The sequence below is a fragment of the Spirosoma aerolatum genome (assembly GCF_002056795.1).
In the GTDB taxonomy this organism is placed as follows: Bacteria; Bacteroidota; Bacteroidia; order Cytophagales; family Spirosomataceae; genus Spirosoma; species Spirosoma aerolatum.
Genome location: NZ_CP020104.1, coordinates 1,329,470 through 1,348,110, shown reverse-complemented (window position 1 = coordinate 1,348,110; position 18,641 = coordinate 1,329,470). Strand labels below are relative to the sequence as shown.

Here is an 18,641-nt window from a genome sequence, read left to right as displayed (position 1 = left end):
TGCTTTGCTCTTTGGCTATTGTTTTATTATTCACCTTATCAACACACCCACTTATCGCGTATCACGCCAGCCTGAATAATTCGCCAGCGTAGCTTCCAGCGATGTTTTAATTTCTCTGACAAGGCTCTCGGGTTGCAAAACAGTCAGGTGTTCGCCATAGCTGCGCAAGTGCATGAGCAAATCGCGGTTGGGTGCCAGCCGGAGCCGCACAACGCATTCGGTTTCGGTATCGCTCAGGACTTCCTGTGTCTGGTGAATGGGCTTGGCTTTCACGTATCGTCCGAATAACGGACTGAACGACAACACGATCTCTTCAACCGGGCCATGACTGTCTGTGATGCCATAAATATGCTCGAACAATTCACTCACACTGGCTAAGACAGCCGGGGGCACATCGCAGGGATCGTCCAGCAGTTCGAGTTCGCTCATGCGGTCGAGGGCAAAGGTTTTTTCGCTTCCGCTGGCGGCATCGTAGCCAATTACATACCAGCTATCGGCCACCTCCCGCAGCAGGATTGGGTGCAGAATCCGAAGCTTAGGGCGTTCGGGCACGACAAGACTGGTTTCTTTACGAGCGGTTGTCCGCGCCTTTCGCTGCGCCTGACTGGTCATCGACACCGCTTCTTCGTGCTTGAGATACCGAAAAGCCACCTGCCGATTCTGGTTAACGGCCCGAATCAACACGGGTACATACTGACGATTCCCACCCAGAATTTTCTCTTCGACATACACCACCCGATGCGTAGGCGCATCCGTTTTCACCTCACGAATAATGTCCAGACTCTGCCGAACTCGTTGCAGCGCATTGTCGAGTTCGTCGGCTACGGAAGCCCCCTGCGTAGCGGCCAGCACTTCGCGCGCCTGTTCCAGCGCATCCATATCATCGGGCGTAAGCATGAGGCTCAGCAGCCGGAACTGCGGATCAGTATAGTAATACCCGTTCAGCCGTTTGTCGTAGGCAATAGGTGCGTCGTGATCTTCGCGCATCCGCTGAATGTCTTTCTCAAGCGACGAAATAGACCGGATACCGCATTTATCCTGACAAAGCTCAAAGAGCTTCTGCTTCGAATACCGCCGAGGATAGCGGCTAATGATTTCGTCGATGAGTCGGTACCGTTGGAAAGCCGAGCGGGTGATGGGCATAGTGATTAGTCATTTGTTGTCAGTAGAGGTCATTTGCTATGCGTCATTCGATTGTCATTAATAGTCATACATTGTTGTAAGCCATAATCCCTAATGAATCTATTTAACCGTTTGAGCCAATAGTTTTTTTGTCATCCCGACGCAGGAGGGATCTTCGGGTAAGTCTAATAATACTCAGATCCGAAGATCCCTCCTGCGTCGGATGACAAAAAAACTCATTATGAATTGATCAGGGAAAGTTAAAACAGATTCAATGACCATGAATGACACGAAGGAAATGACATTTTTTTATGCCGCGAAGCTACTGACATTTTTTTTCAACAAAAAAGCAGACCGTAAATAGATTACGTTTTTGGGGGTATATTTTTGAATCGGACATTTACTTAGACAATCATGACTCATACCTCACGTCCGCGCACAGAAACTCCGGTTTATACCGCCCGCCCGTCGCTCTCGACCCGGCAATTAGTTGATCTCGAACTCGGCCTGTTTTTATTGCAGCAGGTAAATCCGACAGCGCCCCCAACCGCCCTGCCCGATCTACTCCAACCCGACGACGAACTTCGTTCAACCCTGACACCCCGTCAGCAAAAATACCTCAATCGAGGCCGACTGCTCCTCGCGCACTTTACCAACTACATCCACTGGCAAACCCTGCTTCAGGCCTACGCAGCCTCCCCAGGGCATCGGTTAGCCTATGATCTCAGCCGCGACTGCAGCCATTTCTCCGAGAAAACCGTTGGCTTTTCCCGCAATCGACTGGGCGTATTACGCAAGATGCTGGCGTAATATGGATGTTATTCCTGACCATTAGGTAGTCATTCGTTGTCATTGATTGCTGAGGTGCAATTGGTTTCCACCAACGAGTATATGACCATCTAATGGCCAGGAGTGACGTACAGCCAATGACGAGTAACGACTACTAATGACCACTATCTAACACGATCATGATGCTGAACCAGTTGCTACAACGGGTATGGGGTCCTTCTAGCTCAAGCCTATCCGGCAAGACCATCCCTTTTCATCCAACCACACCAGTACCATCTGCCGACACAACAACGCCTGACCCCATCGACGCCACTGCTCCGGTTACCCGGACCGTGCAGTTAATTATGGTTACGGCCGGAAATAATAACAAATACTACGAAATGTGTGAGAACGATGATGGTACGTTCACTGTGCATTATGGTCGGGTGGGTGGCATACGGACTACGGTTAGTTACCCGATGGCGCATTGGGACAAAAAATTCCGCGAGAAAGTGGCGAAAGGATATGTAGATCAGACTCATCTCTACGCCCAGAAAAGCCTGGCAACTGATGCCAGCACCATTCCGAACCTGGCCGTTCGGACGCTGATGAGCCGTCTGCTGGATCTAGCCAACCAGTCGATTTATCAGAACTACGTCGTAACGGCTCAACAGGTAACGCGCAGGCAGGTCGAAGCCGCCCAGCAACTGCTCGACGATCTGGCTGGCCTGTTGAAACCGGGCATGGATACGGAGGTCTATAACGCCAAACTCCTCGACCTGTTCAAAGTGATTCCACGCCGAATGACCCACGTAGGGAATCATCTGGTCAGCGAAACGCCCCAGTCGACCAGCGAGTTACAACCCCTGCACGATCAGCTTGCGGAGGAACAATCAACGCTGGACGTTATGCGTGCACAGGTTGAGCTAGCACCGGAACCAACCAGCCCGGAAGAAGTACAACCGAACCTGCTGGAGTCGATGAACCTGACCGTCGAACCCGTCAGCGATGAAACGATTCTGATGCATATCCGACGCATGATGGGGTCGGATGCCGCTAAGTTCGATGCCGCTTTCAGTGTACGCCATGCCGTGACCGATGCGGCTTTCGATACCTATGTCGGGCAACAGCCCAACCGTAAAACAGTGGCGCTCTGGCACGGCAGTCGAAGCGAAAACTGGCTGTCGATTCTGAAAACGGGGTTGGTACTGCGGCCAGCCAACGCCGTCATCACGGGCAAAATGTTTGGTTATGGCATCTACTTCGCCGACCAGTTCAGCAAATCGCTCAACTACACTTCGCTTCATGGGTCCGTGTGGGCCAACGGGCGGCAACGCGAAGCGTATCTGGCTATTTACGAAGTCCACGTGGGCAATCAACTGGAAATTACGAAGCACGAATCACAGCATATGTCGCTGGATGCCAACGCCCTGAAACGAATCGATCCGAGCTACAATTCGGTATTTGCCAAACAGGGCATCAGCCTCCAGAAGAACGAATTCATTGTTTACAACCAGGCGCAGTGTACGGTTCGCTACCTCGTCAGAATCAAGTCGTAAGATGAAAACCAAACGCAAAAAACTCGAACCGCTGGCCATTCGATTTGCCGCTACAGCACTCATTCTGGCCGAAGGCAGCACCACCACCCTCGATGTTAAAAACTTCCTGCGTGAGCGGGGCTACGAAGCCCGTCAGGCCGACATTTCGCAGTGGATGCTGGTCATCGGTTTATGGGAAAACTGGTCTATTCAAAGCAATGGCAAGCACCGTATTTACAACTTCCCGACGTATCGACCGTCGTTGCAATAGATAGGGAGCGGAAGGAGCGAAAAATTTTTAAAACTTTTCAGAACAACGTAAAAAGATTACGTTCTGAGTGTGTGAAATTTGATTCAAGAACAGTAAACAACAACAGACCAATGAACACGCTCCTCACCACCGCTTCCGCAACCCGCCCGGCCCTTGCCAGCTTACTACGCTGGCAGGAGCCACTGGCGACTCGCCTTCGGTTTCGGCATGCCCTGCCAGGAATGGTGGCCAACCGCTTGTTGAACGTTGAATTAGGTTTATACCTGCTGGCCGAACTGGTTCCGATGGCTCCCCCTCAGTCGTTATCGGACTTGCTCAATGGCCAGGGGTTTGTGTACCGGCAGCGGCCCATCTGGTCGCCCCGGCAGCATCGGGCTCTGAACCAAGCCCGTATCCTGCTGGCTCCGTATCTGGACCGCAACGCCTGGCTGAAAGCCTTAGACAAATACGAAAATCTCCCTGCCGACTTACGGATTTTCAATCTGAACGGCAATCTCCGCACCGATCTCAGCGGCTACCTTCTCCGCGAACGCGTAGGGTTGTTCTCGAAGGCGCTGGCTTGATAAGTTGAATCGATTACCCAACCAGAATCGAGTGGTGTCTTTGATGCCACTCGATCTTTGTTTTTAGGGATTCCGACACGCAACAAGAAAACATAACGATGGTACGACCCCGTTGGGGTCGTACCATCGTTATGTTTTCTTGTTGGTTCTTAACCATTCAAAGACCAAACCCGCCAGCTACAGTGGTGTCGATTACCACTAACCGACACGGGACGGGTTCTCAAAACCGAACGGTTCGTATTATCCGATTTTCAGAATCACAAACAACGGAGAACTGGCCTCACTATACCAGATGAAAGCATGTGTACACCACTAAGAAAGGAAATCTGGCGTAGTCGTGAGAAATTATTGTAATTTGTATGCCTATACGATATATGATTTATCATGCGAGTAGTATTGGAGGTAAAAGATTCGGAATGGAAATTTCTGGCCGAATTGCTGAAGCGATTTGAATTTGTACGTATCCAACGAGCTGACCAGGGCGAGAACGCCAATCGGTTAGAAACGATGCCTACGTTTAATGCCACCCAACTAAATACGTCAGGGTTCACGTTTAACCGCGAAGAAGCGAATGAACGATAAGTATTTTGTCGATACCAACGTTCTGATTTACTGTTATACGGTTACTGAGATTGACAAGAAAGTTAAAGCTCAACAGGCGGTAAACCCGATCGGGCGTACGATATCGACGCAGGTATTACAAGAAGTAGCCAATACGCTACGCCGTAAATTTCAGAAGGGCTGGTCAGAAATCAATGCTGTATTAGACGAAATAACAGGAGAGTTTATCGTTCATCAAAATTCCAAAACAACCATTAGTGAAGTGGTTAAAATTGCCAATCGGTACGGGTACTCATTTTATGATTCGCTTATTATCGCAGCAGCTATAGAGTCAAGTTGCTCTATTTTGTACTCAGAAGATTTGCAGACCAATCAGGCCATTGCAAAATCATTAACTATTCGCAGCCCTTTCTAATCCAAATTTCCACTGTTTCCGGTATATAGCCGTGTTGGTTACAACTAACCGACACGGCGTTTTCTCAAAACCGAATGGTTCGTTTTATCCAGTTTTCAGAATCGAAGTGATAAAATACGTTAACTTGTAGGCTTGTGTCAGCCCTCACTTTTTACGCCTGGTATATGAATCGTCGGAGCTTTATCAAAGCCAGTTCAGTGGTTTCGGTTTCAACCACCCTTGCCGCCTGCTCGTCTTCGGAAACGGCAAAAACAGATGACAAATCAACCCCATTTACCGATAATTTTGCCCTCAACGAGCTGACGATTCACGATCTGCAACAGAAAATGCAGGCGGGCGAGTATACTTCTGAGTCTCTTACCCAGCTTTATCTGGATCGCATCGACGCCATCGACAAAAAAGGCCCACGACTGAATGCCGTTATTGAAACAAATCCCGATGCCCTGACAATGGCCAAAGCCTTGGACGGGGAGCGAAAAGCCGGAAAACTGCGCGGCCCCATGCACGGCATTCCGGTACTGGTTAAAGATAACATCGATACCGGCGATCAGATGATGATGACAACCGCAGGCTCGTTAGCGCTGGAAGGCCACAAAGCCGCTCAGGACGCGTTTGTCGTTGCTCAACTGCGCAAAGCGGGAGCCGTTATTCTGGGTAAAACCAACCTGAGCGAATGGGCCAACTTCCGGTCGAGCCGTTCGTGTAGTGGCTGGAGCAGCCGGGGTGGGCAAACCCGCAATCCGTATGTGCTGGACCGGAATCCGAGTGGTTCGAGTTCAGGGTCTGGCTCGGCGACTTCGGCCAATCTGTGTGCGGTGGCCGTTGGTACCGAAACCGATGGTTCGATCATTGCCCCTTCGTCCCATTGTGGGCTGGTCGGCCTCAAACCAACCGTAGGACTGGTCAGTCGCAGTGGCATTATTCCCATTTCGCACACACAGGATACCGCAGGGCCCATGACCCGAACCGTAACCGATGCCGCTATTTTGTTAGGTGCCTTGGTCGGTGTCGATCCAGCCGATGCCGTAACCCTCGAAAGCCGGGGCAAGAGCGTAACCGATTACACCCAATTTCTGAAAGCCAACGCGTTGACAGGCAAACGAATTGGCATCGAAAAATCGTTTCTAACCGGACATGAAGGTGTCGTGAATCTGTACAAAGAAGCGATTGAGACGCTCAAAAAACAGGGCGCTACGGTCGTAGAAATTGAGTTAATGAAGGAGCTCCGGGAGATGGGCGGGGCCGAATTTACCGTACTGCAATACGAGTTTAAAGACGGCTTAAACCGCTACCTGTCGAAAGCCAATGCAGGGGTTAAATCACTGGCCGACGTCATTGCGTTTAACCGGCAGAACGAGGCCAAAGCCATGCCGTTCTTTAAGCAGGAAACGCTCGAAAGCAGTGAAGCCAAAGGTGACCTGACCAGCAAGGAATACACCGAAGCCCTGACTAAAACCCGCAGCTGGCGCCAGCGCATCGACAAGTTGATGGCGACGCATAAACTAGATGCCATTGGCGGCACTAGCATCGGCTTTGCAGGCTGCATCGACCTCATCAACGGCGACTACGACACCGGTTTTTATTTCTGCCCGCCAGCCGCCATGGCCGGTTACCCCCACCTAACCGTTCCGATGGGCACTATTCACGGCCTCCCCGTAGGCTTCTCCCTCATCGCCGGAGCTTATCAGGAGGGGCCATTGTTGGCAATGGCTTATGCCTATGAGCAGGCCTCTAAAAAACGTGAGCGGCCGACGTTTGTGGATTCATTGGTTCCAAGAGGGTAATTTTTAACTTAGTGTAATTTGTTCCATTAAAATGCTAGATGGGGTTTGCTTTTAGATTTAGGATAATATTATCCAAAAATGCCTTACTATTTGATCCATAGTTTTGTAAAAGCACTGGATATTCTCCGTTAATTTGCGCAATTTAATAAGATCATGCAGCAGCACGATTACATTAAGGAAATAGCAAAGTATGGTTTGGAGAACGACCAAGAGAAGCCACGCTTAATGTAGGCCAGTTCACGGTCTTACGTCCTTACGCCGAACAGCATAACGCCCGCTTTGATGTGTTGGTGGCTCAGCCCAAAAATCGTCAACTGTATAGACCTTACGATCATGCCATTCAACTTTTAGCCGATCAGCCTTTTGTTAAAATCGTTGAAGAAGAGCAGTTGGACAGTTATTCCGAAAAAACAGCCGAAGCGTTAACATAATCAATTATAGGCCCTTCACCAACCGCCCATCTAAAGGCAACGGACGCTGGGCGATTACTTCTACTTGAGCAAAGGCTTCAATCTATCACGGCTTTAGTTGAAGGCTGGCGTATAGCATGTCGAGCAGGCCATTGACAATAGCACTTTCGGCAAAACCGGGCTTGAGCCGCGACGATACGACTTCGAAGGTGTAGGTACCAAAAGCCGCATCGTTGGGGATATAGCCCGACCGGGCAAAACCATTGGTCAGCGTCACCATCATGGTGTTGGCAACGGGTGATTCTTTTTTCAGGCGGGTCCAGATGGGACTGAATACTTCGCCGTTGACGGCCGTAAAAGCAATGTCGCCCACCCGGATCAGCCCAAGCCGAATGGGTATCGAATCGGCATCCTCATACACACCTGCATACCCTGCCCGTCCTTCGTCCAGCCGCTTGCGTCCGGGGCATTTGATGATGCGCTGATCGGTTTGCACGCTGGGGTTGCTTATTTTTCGCTTGATACCCCGCATGGTGTGCAGCACCTCCTCGCCCAGCAGTTGCCCCATCGATAGCAACATCTGCTTTTGCTGCTCCATCAGTTTGATCACTTTGGGGTCGCTCCGGTCCAGCCCTTCGCCACCGGGTGGCATTTTATTGCTGATGTCGATACCTCGTTTGGCGTACTCTTTAATGCGAATATCGCGCAAATCGTAGGTCTGCTGGAAATAGATCGGGTTCTGATCACCACAGGCCCCAGTCGACCAGAGCGCTACGGCTTCATCGTCGAAATTATTTTCCAAATACCGTGACGCGGCTCCCGGAACATCCCCGCTCACCTTATCGAACATCCCGGAAATCACTCCGTGCATGGCGTAGTTGTAATAAATGGCAATGGGTTTACCCGCCAGCGATTCGAAGGTAACCACGGCCACGGTTTTGTCGGATGGGCCATCGTAATTCGGGCCTTCCCACCACCGGCGGGTTTCGGGGTCGATGATATTGCGGTTCACGTTGAGGTACGATACCCCTTCGCCATAGCCTACACGGGCAGGTTGCAATTTATCTTTCGCCAGTTTGACAGCGCTAGCAATCTTGGATTCAAAAGCCTCTCCACTAATCCCGAACGGTACACTGTGCGTATGCGTAGCCGTGAGCTGAATGTTTTGGGTAGGAATTCCCGACAGGGCTTTAATTTTCGCCAGAATCCGGTCGGCCATTTCGTCGTTAATACCGCCAATATCCACCGAAACGAGGGCCACCGTATTGCTACCATTGTTAATGACAACAGCCCTGGAGTAGATGTTGTCGTTAATACCGAAATACGGTTTTTTCAACTCACTCAGAGCGGGAGTTATGTCTACCTTAGCCGCTCCAACCGAAAGCGAGGCTGGTGAAGTAGCCTGGGCCAACACCAGGTTTATAACACCGATTAGAGCAATTCCCAACAGGCTTATCTTTAGTATATATCCTTTTATCATGGGTTCAGTCGTTTATGCTGAGTAGAAACAGGCTTTAAATTAACCATAAACGTCAGGCGCATAGCTAGCTAATTACCATCTAGTTTGCTTTTTCTGACTATTTATGATAACTTTTTCAGAACGTCAGGCTGAAGGTGCTGCCCTGGCCGGGGGTAGATTCGGCGGTGAGTTTGCCCCCGTGGAGCTGCATGATCTGGCGAGATAAGCTCAGACCTATACCCGAACCGGTTTTCTTGGTGGTGTAGAAGGGGATAAAAATCTGCTCCAGCGCTTCGGGCTCAATACCCGGCCCGTTGTCGGTCACACGAATCACAACATGTGGTCCCTCCGAAACGGCCTCCAGTTCAACATGCGGATTGTCCATCCCATCCATACTTTCGATGGCATTTTTGATCAGGTTGAGCAAAACCTGCTCCATCTGCGATACATCAGCACGTATAGCCAGGTTGGGCGAGCCTACCGATGTGGTGATCAGGCATTTAGGCGCGTAAGGCTGCACCAGTTGTACTACGTTCCGCAGCAGCGGCTCGACAGAGACTTCTGCAAAAATCGGCTGGGGAATCGTCGTAAAGTTTCGGTAGGCATCCACAAACTGCATGATCCCAGCCCCTCGTTGCTGAATCGTCATCAGGGCGTCGTGCAGATCCGTTACGGATTCATTCACATAATTTGGAATAACACCCGGCTGTTCGGTCGCCAGGGGAATCAGATCGGCCTCGACAATGTCGCGCATGGTACCCGCCAGCGACACGATTGGCGTGATGGAATTCATGATTTCGTGCCGCAGAACTTTCGTCAGGTTTTGCCAGGCATCGAGTTCGCGCTGCTGCAATTCTGTACGGATGTTCTGCATCGACACGACGGTCACTAATCGCCCACGCAGTCGAACGGCGGTGCAACGTACCGATAGTTCGCCATCGGCACCTAACTGGTGGGATGTCGGTACGGGCGAGGCTGTTGTAGTTTTGAGCAACTGAGCCAGTTCGGGATGCGTCGGATTGAGATCATTTAGGGTACGAAGTCGGTAAATACCCAGCAATCGCAGGGCGGTCTGATTGACCAGTTCAACCTGACCAGAGGCATCGAAAGTCAGCAGACCAACACTAACGTGCTGCACGATGGTATTGACGTAATGAAGGTTCGCTTCCTTTTCGGCCCGGGCCTGCCGGAACGCATCCAGCACCTCATTAAACTGGTCGTTCAATTCATAAAAGGAAGGTCCCAGATTGCTATCGGCCCGGAACGCAACCGCAAAATCAGAATAGCGAACCGATTCCAGAAAGCGGGTCAGTTTTCGGTTCAGACTGGTTACGAAGCGGTACAGATTAACTGTCAGGACGATTCCTACAATTGCCAAGAAAAAAATAACCAACCCATTGGCATCCTGAATCCAGAAGTAGGTGATCGTGCTGGTCAGGACCACAACGCCCATCATACGCCAGGCTATACCAATCGCGAACCGATTCATAGGCTACGCAGCAATCCAGCTAAACGGATATTCCAGGGCAGGGATTTTCGTCCGGTCGGCCACCCGGCGCAGTCGGGCAGGAAGTGCCATCAGGTAATCGCGGGCACGCTGGGCCTTGTCGTTAAGACCATTAATTGAGTCGATTTTCCAGTCCTGTAACAGTAACTCGGCAATCTCGATATAATCCATTGTGGTGTACACGCCCAGACGTTGAGCGGCATCCGAAAAATGAGCGAATGTTTCACCCAATTTTACGCCGGTTTCCCGCAGAAAATGAGCAGGCATCACAATTTTTTTGCGCATCATATCCTCCAGGGCCAGCATCATTTCGGAAGGATCGACCTCAAAAATATTACTTACAAATTCCTTGTAGGCTTTATGATGGCGCATTTCGTCGGACGCAATGACGCCACAAATTTTCGACAGCTGATTGCACCCAGCCTGCTTGGCCAGCGTTGCCGTCCGGCGGTGCGATATATTGGTGGCTAATTCCTGAAAGGAGGTGTAAACGAAATTCCGGTATGGGTCGCGACTGGTGCCAATATCGAATCCGTCGGAAATCAGGTACTGCGTCGATACTTCCATCGCGTGCATGTTCACCCGACCCGACAGGTACAGGAATTTATTAAGCAAATCGCCGTGACGGTTTTCTTCGGCCGTCCAGCTCCGAATCCAGCGGGTCCAGCTACTGGCCGGGTTACCCTGATCAATCCCTTCCATGTCCATCAGCCACGATTCGTAGGTAGGGAGGGCTTCTTCGGTAATGGTATCGCCTACCAGAACGGCAATGTAATCGTACGACAGTTCCCGGCAGCTTTCGCGCAGCATTTTAACTTCGTCCAGAAACGACTCATTGGTGGTATCAGGCAACAGATCGGCTGGTTGCCAATACTTTTCTATTGGTTTCAAAAACTGGTCGATGGAGGCATCGATGGTTTCTCCTACGTAACGCATCACCTCTATGCGTGTGCCTGATAAGCTCATGAACTATAAACAAAAAAATGAATGATTTGTCCTAACGACTGGGTAAAGTTCGGCAATATAACCGATTGAATCTGTCTGATAGACGTTTTTTTACCTGACAAAAATCAGTTCATCGTTAATTTTAGGGCGCGAATTGGTTCGTCCTGATCTCTATGAAAAAAGTATTGGATTATCTGCTAAGTTGCCTCTACCTACTGTACTTCGGGTTAGTGCTGTGTATTTTCCACGTTTTACAGGTTATTGCCTTTAATGTGTTTGGCAAGCAAGCCCATAAAAAAGTGGTCGACTGGATGAATGCCGCTATTGCCTATGGCTGGTATCTGACCGGCAGCAGCATCCACTATCACGACCAGCCGAACCTTCCCACCGATCGTCCGATTATTTTCGTGGCCAATCACCAGAGCATGTTCGACATTTCACCAATCATCTGGTTTCTGCGTCGGCACACGCCCATTTTCGTATCAAAAATCGAACTCTCGAAAGGTACGCCTGGTGTTTCCTATAATCTTCGCAAAAGTGGAGCCGCCCTCATCGACCGCAAAGATGCCAAACAAGCCCTTTCCGAAATCGCACGGCTGGGGAAGCTGATTCAGCAAACAAATCGTTCGGCAGTTATTTTCCCCGAAGGCACCCGGTCGAAGTCACCGATTGGCGAGATGAAGCCGTTTATGCCTGGAGGTGTCATTACGCTCCTCAAACGCGCGCCCAATGCGCTTGTGGTTCCCATTGCCATTCAGGGAACAGGCCGATTCAATCCGAAAGGCTTATTCCCGCTCACCTCATTTACCCGTATGTCATGGACTGTATTACCAGGTATTGAACCCGCCGGAAAAGCCCCGGACGAAGTAGTCCGGCTATCTCAGGAAGCCATTGGTAAAGCGTTGGGATTAGCCGTTGCGAGTTAGGCTACTGCATAGCCAGTATATTGACGGTACTGAGGGGGTTGGAAACCAATAACAATATCCGATTTAGGAACTCCTCTTTCTTCCAATTCTTCAGCAATATCACGGTCTGTATTATTAACCTGAATCCATATCTTTCCATCGGCTTTAATATCCAGATGAAAAATAACGGTATAACTAAACAGCTTTCTATCCCAACCTATACTCACTAATTGATAATGATTTCGCTCTGTATCAACAATTAACTGATTATCAACATCCTGCAAATTAACAGGTTTTATTTGGGCATAATCATTATAAATATCTAATACATACTGACGATACGTTTCTATCTTTTCCATACCTCTATAGTCAATGTTTCGTCGTCGAAAACCATTAAATGCAGGTTCGTTTGTTCTATAATAAAGCGTACTCCAGGCTGCTCAAACCGGCGGTCGAACACAGCTTTTGGAACCGCTAAATACAACGTTCGTTCCTCTTCCTGTCTACGAAGTAAAATATTGTATTGGTATATTGCCCAACGGCCTGATGGAAATCGCGCATGAACGATGGGCTTAGAAAGCTTTTTATTTCAATCGCAACTTTTTCCAGCTTGCCTTCTGTTTCTCGCTCAGCTGCTAAAATTCGTTCAGCTCCTAAATCGACATCCAGATCAAAACCAAGCACCCGAATTGGATAAGGGTCGTGGGTAATTACCCACCCATTCTATTCAAGAGCTGTTCGTACAATCTGATGATATATATCTTTAGCCATACCGGTATCGTTGGCACAAATATAGACCTAACGAGGGCCTAAAGTCCAAACTTCTCCAGCCGTCGATACAAGGCCTGTCGGGATAAGCCCAACTCCCGCGCAACATCGGTAATGCTGCCCCGGTGCTTTTGCATGGCCTGCTGAATCAATTGCCGTTCCATGTCTTCCAGTTGAAGGGTTTCGCTTACGGGCGATGCGGCTGTCGATCCATTTTTGAAGACAAAATTGGTGGGCTCCAACAGGGTTCCCTGCGCTAGTTCAGGGCGAGCCAGAATGACAGCCCGTTCAACGGCATGCTGCAACTCCCGAACATTACCCGGCCAGCGGTATTGCTTCATTTCGGCTAATAGCGCCGGACTCAGGCCCGACACCGACCGATTGTATTGCCTGGCGTATTTCTTCAGGAAAAATTCAGCCAGTGGGCCTATATCAGTTGGGCGTTCGCGGAGGGGTGGCAAATGCAATTCGATGGTATTGATCCGATACAGCAAGTCCTGACGAAACTGCCGCTCGGCTACGCGCTCATTCAGGTCGGCATTGGTCGCACAAATTAACCGGACATCAATGGGGCGGGCCTTATTCGAGCCAACGCGAGTTACCTGGCGCTGCTGCAATACGGTCAGTAACCGGGCTTGTTGAGCAGGGCTTAAGTTACCGATTTCGTCCAGAAAAATAGTGCCGCCGTTGGCTTCTTCAAACCGGCCGGCCCGGTCATCGCGGGCATCGGTAAAGGCTCCTTTTACATGGCCAAATAACTCACTCTCGAATAAGCTTTCGGTCAATGCTCCCACGTCGACACTAACAAAAGGTTTATCGCTGCGATCCGAATGCTCATGAATAGCACGAGCCACCAAATCTTTACCCGTACCATTCTCCCCCAAAATCAGCACGTTAGCGTCAGTCGGGGCAACCTGTTCGACAGTCTCAAGAATGGGGCGCATGGCCGAACCGATAATATTGGTTTGTTTGGCTGATTTTTTATCGGATACCTCTTTCCCGTTTTTCTCTTTTTTACCGTTCGACGAAGTCAATTCATCCCCATCTACCCGACCACCTTCAACAGCATTACGGATCGTATCCAGGAACTTATCGTTTTGCCAGGGCTTGAGCACAAAGTCAACGGCCCCCGCTTTGATGGCCCGAACAGCCATTTCCACATCGCCATAGGCGGTAAATAACACCACCCGTGCTTTGGGATTAATGTCCAGAATACGCTCAAGCCAGGCAAACCCTTCCCGACCACTACTAACATCGCGCTGGAAATTCATATCCAGGACAATGGCATCATACCGGTTGTTATTGAGCAGGAAAGGTAGTTTTTCAGGGTTTTTCTCGATGTCTACCGAAGCAACATGACGTTTGAGCAGCAACCGTGCTGCCAGCAGCACATCGGGGTCATCGTCGACCAGTAGGAGTTTGGCATCTTGCATATACTAAAGATAATGGATTAGCCGATTTGTTGCACACCGGTTCAGATTCAGGGGCGAATTTCGTATTTCTTCCGTACTTTGACCAGCAATTTGTCATGAATGGTTGTTTGTGGTCATTAAATGGTCATTCATTGTCATTAGGCGGTCACATGGCACCGGATTAATTTCGTTGTCATAAAGATTGCCAGCCGCTTTCATTTACCCTCATTCTATACGTGTCAATGACCCAAAGTGACCATCTAATGCCCATAAATGACCGGCTCTTTTATGCCCTCGTAGCCGTCGGTATCTTCCTGAATGCCACCGGGCTCTTCCCGCCCATTATGGAACTCGACGGAGCACTGTATGCCTGTATTGCCAAACAGATGGCCCAAACCGGCGATTTTGTGAACCTCTACGCTGTAGGCACCGACTGGCTCGATAAACCACATTTCCCGTTCTGGATTGCCGCTTTGAGTTATCGAATTTTTGGAGTAACTACGTTTGGCTACAAATTCCCGGCTCTGCTGGCTTTTCTGGGTAGCGTTGCTTATACGTATCGCTTTGCCCGACTCACTTATTCAAAAGCGGTAGCTCAGCTAGCCACTCTAGTTTTGCTGACAGCTTTTCATGGCGTGCTGTCCAATAGTGATGTCCGGGCCGAGCCTTATCTGATGCCTCTGATCATCGGGGCAGTTTACCATTTCTACCGGGTATTTTTGAAAGGTCGTTTTTATCATCTGGTATTGGGTTCGCTGCTAACAGGCTGCGCGCTAATGACCAAAGGGGTTTTCGTTCTGATTCCAATTGGCGCAGGGCTCATCCTTCACTGGCTCCTGACAGGGCACTGGCGCGAACTGCTCAACTGGCGCTGGTATCTGGCGGTTGTTTTGTCGTTCGTTTTTACCTTACCCGAAATCTATTGCCTATACCAACAATTTGACCTGCATCCTGAAAAAGTGGTTTTCGGGAAAACGGGAGTATCGGGGGTTAAATTCTTCTTTTGGGACAGTCAGTTTGGGCGCTTCTTCAACACGGGGCCAATCAAAGGCGAAGGCGATAAATTCTTCTTCGTACACACGCTGCTTTGGGCGTTTTTGCCCTGGTCGCTGCCACTCTATGTGAGCGTTGGACAGGCCATAACGCGGCTTATCAAACGAAAAGACGCGTTGCCCGAATATGTTTCGCTGGGTTCCGGGCTGGCCACGTTTGCCCTGTTTTCGCTATCGGGTTTTCAGCTCCCCCATTACCTGAACATTGTGTTCCCATTTTACGCTATCCTGACGGCTCAATATCTGGCCAGGCTGACACCCATTGCGTTACGTCGGTGGACGATTGGGCAAACGGTCATTGGTCTACTTATTACCCTGCTGGCGATTGGTCTGTTACTGCTTGTTCAACCTGCCCATATGGTGAGTGCCATCGTATGGATTATTGTTATTACCCTGGCGACGTTCTACTTTTTTCGACATATATCGCTTGATAGCCTTCTGGGGCGGATGATCGGTGCGATGATGGTCTTGGCTGTAACGCTGAATCTGTTCCTGTACCCAACATTTTTACAGTATCAGGCGGGTATGACAGCCGCTCGCTACGCTAATGAACAGCCTGCCCAGGCCAACCAATCAACTATACTCTATGAACCCGGCACAGGTGTAGGCGGGGGAAGTTTCTGGTCGTACGAGTTCTATGCTACAGCGCCAACTTACTACGCCCGAACCGACTCAGCCTTACGAAAACAGCTTCTTTCTGGCAAAAAACAGGTGTTTCTAACAGCCGAAGATGCCGACTCACTTGGTAAACGCGGGTTCACACTTCGTACACTGGCTGTATTTCCGTATTTTCACGTTAGCCAGCTTACATACGGTTTCCTGAATCCAGCTACACGTTCGCAGACGCTGTCGCCTTATATACTGGCAGAGGTAAAGTAACTGCCTGACGGGGTCGTATCAAGCACCTGGCTGATCGACATTGATTATGGCATAACTCAACCAATTAACGGCTCCCCAAAATCGGACAAAACCCGTCCGAAAGCGGACAAGCGGCTATGTTCTACAAAAGTTAAACTATTGATTATCAACACCTCATTTCATCTGGCATGACTATTGGCACAGGATAGAGTAGTCAATGAGGCCTGCGAATTGAATCGCTCATTAACTAATTCACTCATTGACAATTAAGTAACAATGGATCGCGTCTTACCTAAACGATTTTGGACAACACAACGCATCGCTATTTTTGGTGGCGGTGCCCTTCTGGTAGGCTTGCTTGCCTACACGTTTTTCTTTGCCGACCGTCGGTCGAAATTGAATGTTGAAAAAGATAAAATAACCGTATCGGACGTCACCACCGGCCCATTTGAGGATTTCATTGCCGTTACGGGCGTCGTTCAACCGCTGAAAACAATCCGGCTCGATGCCATCGAAGGCGGATACGTAACGCAGAAACTGGTTGAGGGCGGCAACATGGTTCAGAAAGGGGAAGTACTGCTAAAACTGGAAAACCAAAGCCTGAAACTGAGCTTCTTACAATCGGAAACGGAGGCTAACCGACTCGTCAACGATCTGCAGAATACCCGTCAGCGGATACAGATCGAACGGTTCACCCTCCGCAAAACATTGGCTGATGTAGATGCCCAAATCGCTCAGGCGAAGGATACCTATGAACGGCAGGAAAAGCTCTTCAAAGATAAAGTCGTTTCGGAAGAAGATTACCTGAAAGCCAAACGGGCGTATGATCGGCTGATGAGTCAACGCACGATTGAAATCGAAACGCAGAAGTACCAGGAGGAAAATGCAAAATTCCAGATCAAACAATTAGAGGGCACCTTGCAACGTACGCAGAAAAACGTCGCTCTTTGGCAACAGACACTGGATAATCTCGTAGTAAAAGCGCCGGTTTCGGGTCAGTTATCGAGTATCGATGTCGAAGTCGGTTCAAATATCAACCGGGGCCAGAACATCGGCCAGATCGACGACCTGAATGGGTTTAAAATGCGGGTGGGTATTGATGAACACTACATCAGCCGGGTATTTTCGGGTCTGAAAGGTTCGTTTGAGTTCAATGGAAAAAACCACGAACTGGAAATCAGCCGGGTATATCCAGAAGTAAAAAATGGTCGGTTCGAAGTCGATATGGTTTTCCCGAAAGGTACGCCGGAAGGCATCAAACGGGGGCAATCGTCGCCTATTCAGTTGGAGTTGGGTAAAGCTGCCAAAGCTACACTACTGCCCGTTGGAGGCTTCTTCTCCGACACAGGTGGCAACTGGGTCTACGTAGTGGATAAGTCGGGCAAGCGGGCTGTTAAACGTTCGATCACGCTGGGTCGTAAAAACCCGGAATACTACGAAGTGTTGAGTGGTCTGGAGCCGGGCGAGCAAGTCATTACATCGAGTTACGAGAATTTTGGTGATAACGAAGTCCTGGAATTTTAATTTGTTGACAGGATTAACAGGATTCTCAACGACTCCTACAGTCCTGTCAAAAACAAAAAACTATGATCCAAACAATTAACCTGCAAAAGCTCTTCGCTACCGAAGAAGTAGAAACCACCGCCCTGAACGGGATTAACATGGAAGTTAAAGATGGCGAATTCGTAGCCATCATGGGACCCTCCGGTTGCGGCAAGTCAACCCTGCTCAACATACTTGGCTTATTGGACAACCCAAGCGAAGGCGAGTATAATTTCTACGGCACGGAGGTCGCCAAAATGACCGAGCGTCAACGGGCCCAGCTTCGGAAGGGTTCGATTGGCTTTGTGTTCCAGAGCTTTAACCTGATCGATGAGCTAACCGTTTATGAAAACGTCGAACTCCCCCTCTTGTACCTGAAAACCCCGGCCGACGAACGCAAAAAGCGGGTGGAAGAAGCGCTGGAGCGGATGAGCATCATGCACCGACGCAACCACTTTCCACAGCAACTCTCTGGTGGTCAGCAGCAACGGACGGCTATTGCCCGCGCTGTTGTGGCAAAACCCAAGCTGATCCTGGCCGATGAACCGACGGGTAACCTCGACTCGAAAAATGGCGAAGAGGTAATGAAGCTTCTGGGTGAACTGAATGAGGAAGGGACTACCATTATCATGGTAACCCACTCACCCTACGACGCTGGTTTTGCCCATCGCATTGTCAATCTCTTCGATGGCAAAGTGGTAACGGAGAATTTCCACGTATAATCGCTTCGGTGGCCCGGCAGGTTTGATCGGATTGGTTAC

17 protein-coding genes and 1 pseudogene are annotated in these 18,641 nt (G+C 49.7%); 11 read left to right on the top strand and 7 right to left on the bottom strand.

Annotated features, from left to right (window positions below):
• Nucleotides 1-51: 51 nt before the first annotated feature.
• Nucleotides 52-1,143 carry a helix-turn-helix transcriptional regulator gene (locus B5M13_RS05440; protein WP_080054717.1) on the bottom strand — a complete coding sequence of 364 codons (1,092 nt, stop codon included), beginning with the start codon at nucleotides 1,141-1,143 and terminating at the stop codon, nucleotides 52-54.
• Nucleotides 1,144-1,536: 393 nt separating this feature from the next.
• Between B5M13_RS05440 and B5M13_RS05435 the strand changes: the two genes are divergently transcribed.
• The 7 genes from B5M13_RS05435 to B5M13_RS05405 all read left to right on the top strand — a co-directional run bounded on the left by B5M13_RS05435 (nucleotide 1,537) and on the right by B5M13_RS05405 (nucleotide 7,022).
• Nucleotides 1,537-1,932: a pPIWI_RE_Z domain-containing protein gene (locus B5M13_RS05435; RefSeq protein ID WP_080054716.1), complete on the top strand. Its 396-nt coding sequence runs from the start codon at nucleotides 1,537-1,539 to the stop codon at nucleotides 1,930-1,932.
• 158 nt (nucleotides 1,933-2,090) lie between these two features.
• Entirely contained in the window at nucleotides 2,091-3,449 is a 1,359-nt protein-coding gene (locus B5M13_RS05430) for an ADP-ribose polymerase (protein ID WP_245859790.1), read from the top strand.
• Nucleotide 3,450: 1 nt separating this feature from the next.
• Entirely contained in the window at nucleotides 3,451-3,699 is a 249-nt protein-coding gene (locus B5M13_RS05425; protein WP_080054715.1) for a hypothetical protein, read from the top strand.
• Between the two features lie 110 nt (nucleotides 3,700-3,809).
• On the top strand, nucleotides 3,810-4,262 hold the full coding sequence (locus tag B5M13_RS05420) for a pPIWI_RE_Z domain-containing protein (protein ID WP_080054714.1): 453 nt from the start codon (nucleotides 3,810-3,812) through the stop codon (nucleotides 4,260-4,262).
• 384 nt (nucleotides 4,263-4,646) lie between these two features.
• Nucleotides 4,647-4,844 carry a hypothetical protein gene (locus B5M13_RS05415; protein ID WP_080054713.1) on the top strand — a complete coding sequence of 66 codons (198 nt, stop codon included), beginning with the start codon at nucleotides 4,647-4,649 and terminating at the stop codon, nucleotides 4,842-4,844.
• The gene (locus B5M13_RS05410; protein ID WP_080054712.1) at nucleotides 4,834-5,238 is read left to right on the top strand and encodes a PIN domain-containing protein; all 405 of its coding nucleotides are present in this window, start codon (nucleotides 4,834-4,836) and stop codon (nucleotides 5,236-5,238) included. Before B5M13_RS05415 ends, B5M13_RS05410 begins: the two co-directional genes overlap by 11 nt.
• Before the next feature lie 164 nt (nucleotides 5,239-5,402).
• On the top strand, nucleotides 5,403-7,022 hold the full coding sequence (locus B5M13_RS05405; RefSeq protein WP_080054711.1) for an amidase: 1,620 nt from the start codon (nucleotides 5,403-5,405) through the stop codon (nucleotides 7,020-7,022).
• Nucleotides 7,023-7,538: 516 nt separating this feature from the next.
• Here B5M13_RS05405 and B5M13_RS05400 read toward each other — a convergent pair.
• From B5M13_RS05400 to B5M13_RS05390, 3 genes are all read right to left on the bottom strand, one after another.
• Nucleotides 7,539-8,912: a neutral/alkaline non-lysosomal ceramidase N-terminal domain-containing protein gene (locus B5M13_RS05400; RefSeq protein ID WP_080054710.1), complete on the bottom strand. Its 1,374-nt coding sequence runs from the start codon at nucleotides 8,910-8,912 to the stop codon at nucleotides 7,539-7,541.
• Nucleotides 8,913-9,027: 115 nt separating this feature from the next.
• Complete coding sequence (locus B5M13_RS05395) at nucleotides 9,028-10,380, bottom strand: sensor histidine kinase (RefSeq protein ID WP_080054709.1); 1,353 nt, start codon at nucleotides 10,378-10,380, stop codon at nucleotides 9,028-9,030.
• Between the two features lie 3 nt (nucleotides 10,381-10,383).
• A complete protein-coding gene (locus B5M13_RS05390; RefSeq protein WP_245859787.1) occupies nucleotides 10,384-11,364 on the bottom strand; it encodes an acyl-ACP desaturase in 981 nt (326 codons plus the stop codon).
• A 152-nt stretch (nucleotides 11,365-11,516) separates the two neighbouring features.
• Between B5M13_RS05390 and B5M13_RS05385 the strand changes: the two genes are divergently transcribed.
• Complete coding sequence (locus B5M13_RS05385; protein WP_080054707.1) at nucleotides 11,517-12,269, top strand: lysophospholipid acyltransferase family protein; 753 nt, start codon at nucleotides 11,517-11,519, stop codon at nucleotides 12,267-12,269.
• Here B5M13_RS05385 and B5M13_RS05380 read toward each other — a convergent pair.
• From B5M13_RS05380 to B5M13_RS05370, 3 genes and pseudogenes are all read right to left on the bottom strand, one after another.
• Nucleotides 12,266-12,607 carry a XisI protein gene (locus B5M13_RS05380; RefSeq protein ID WP_080054706.1) on the bottom strand — a complete coding sequence of 114 codons (342 nt, stop codon included), beginning with the start codon at nucleotides 12,605-12,607 and terminating at the stop codon, nucleotides 12,266-12,268. The genes B5M13_RS05385 and B5M13_RS05380 overlap by 4 nt on opposite strands.
• Nucleotides 12,595-12,932: pseudogene (locus B5M13_RS34605) on the bottom strand (element excision factor XisH family protein). Before B5M13_RS34605 ends, B5M13_RS05380 begins: the two are co-directional and overlap by 13 nt.
• A 125-nt stretch (nucleotides 12,933-13,057) precedes the next feature.
• Complete coding sequence (locus B5M13_RS05370; protein WP_080054705.1) at nucleotides 13,058-14,449, bottom strand: sigma-54-dependent transcriptional regulator; 1,392 nt, start codon at nucleotides 14,447-14,449, stop codon at nucleotides 13,058-13,060.
• Nucleotides 14,450-14,691: 242 nt separating this feature from the next.
• Here B5M13_RS05370 and B5M13_RS05365 point away from each other — a divergent pair, with 242 nt between their 5' ends.
• From B5M13_RS05365 to B5M13_RS05355, 3 genes are all read left to right on the top strand, one after another.
• Complete coding sequence (locus tag B5M13_RS05365) at nucleotides 14,692-16,359, top strand: ArnT family glycosyltransferase (RefSeq protein ID WP_245859786.1); 1,668 nt, start codon at nucleotides 14,692-14,694, stop codon at nucleotides 16,357-16,359.
• A 255-nt stretch (nucleotides 16,360-16,614) separates the two neighbouring features.
• Nucleotides 16,615-17,862: an efflux RND transporter periplasmic adaptor subunit gene (locus B5M13_RS05360; protein ID WP_080054703.1), complete on the top strand. Its 1,248-nt coding sequence runs from the start codon at nucleotides 16,615-16,617 to the stop codon at nucleotides 17,860-17,862.
• 62 nt (nucleotides 17,863-17,924) lie between these two features.
• Nucleotides 17,925-18,602: an ABC transporter ATP-binding protein gene (locus tag B5M13_RS05355; RefSeq protein ID WP_020594761.1), complete on the top strand. Its 678-nt coding sequence runs from the start codon at nucleotides 17,925-17,927 to the stop codon at nucleotides 18,600-18,602.
• Nucleotides 18,603-18,641 lie beyond the last annotated feature (39 nt).

Excerpts from the sequence above, each read along its gene's own strand:
- B5M13_RS05395 (WP_080054709.1), bottom strand. The coding sequence starts at position 10,380 with ATGAATCGGTTCGCGATTGGTATAGCCTGGCGTATGATGGGCGTTGTG.
- B5M13_RS05410 (WP_080054712.1), top strand. The coding sequence starts at position 4,834 with ATGAACGATAAGTATTTTGTCGATACCAACGTTCTGATTTACTGTTAT.
- B5M13_RS05355 (WP_020594761.1), top strand. The coding sequence starts at position 17,925 with ATGATCCAAACAATTAACCTGCAAAAGCTCTTCGCTACCGAAGAAGTA.
- B5M13_RS05425 (WP_080054715.1), top strand. The coding sequence starts at position 3,451 with ATGAAAACCAAACGCAAAAAACTCGAACCGCTGGCCATTCGATTTGCC.
- B5M13_RS05360 (WP_080054703.1), top strand. The coding sequence starts at position 16,615 with ATGGATCGCGTCTTACCTAAACGATTTTGGACAACACAACGCATCGCT.
- B5M13_RS05390 (WP_245859787.1), bottom strand. The coding sequence starts at position 11,364 with ATGAGCTTATCAGGCACACGCATAGAGGTGATGCGTTACGTAGGAGAA.
- B5M13_RS05385 (WP_080054707.1), top strand. The coding sequence starts at position 11,517 with ATGAAAAAAGTATTGGATTATCTGCTAAGTTGCCTCTACCTACTGTAC.
- B5M13_RS05415 (WP_080054713.1), top strand. The coding sequence starts at position 4,647 with ATGCGAGTAGTATTGGAGGTAAAAGATTCGGAATGGAAATTTCTGGCC.
- B5M13_RS05435 (WP_080054716.1), top strand. The coding sequence starts at position 1,537 with ATGACTCATACCTCACGTCCGCGCACAGAAACTCCGGTTTATACCGCC.
- B5M13_RS05405 (WP_080054711.1), top strand. The coding sequence starts at position 5,403 with ATGAATCGTCGGAGCTTTATCAAAGCCAGTTCAGTGGTTTCGGTTTCA.
- B5M13_RS05400 (WP_080054710.1), bottom strand. The coding sequence starts at position 8,912 with ATGATAAAAGGATATATACTAAAGATAAGCCTGTTGGGAATTGCTCTA.
- B5M13_RS05440 (WP_080054717.1), bottom strand. The coding sequence starts at position 1,143 with ATGCCCATCACCCGCTCGGCTTTCCAACGGTACCGACTCATCGACGAA.
- B5M13_RS05365 (WP_245859786.1), top strand. The coding sequence starts at position 14,692 with ATGCCCATAAATGACCGGCTCTTTTATGCCCTCGTAGCCGTCGGTATC.
- B5M13_RS05430 (WP_245859790.1), top strand. The coding sequence starts at position 2,091 with ATGATGCTGAACCAGTTGCTACAACGGGTATGGGGTCCTTCTAGCTCA.
- B5M13_RS05370 (WP_080054705.1), bottom strand. The coding sequence starts at position 14,449 with ATGCAAGATGCCAAACTCCTACTGGTCGACGATGACCCCGATGTGCTG.
- B5M13_RS05420 (WP_080054714.1), top strand. The coding sequence starts at position 3,810 with ATGAACACGCTCCTCACCACCGCTTCCGCAACCCGCCCGGCCCTTGCC.
- B5M13_RS05380 (WP_080054706.1), bottom strand. The coding sequence starts at position 12,607 with ATGGAAAAGATAGAAACGTATCGTCAGTATGTATTAGATATTTATAAT.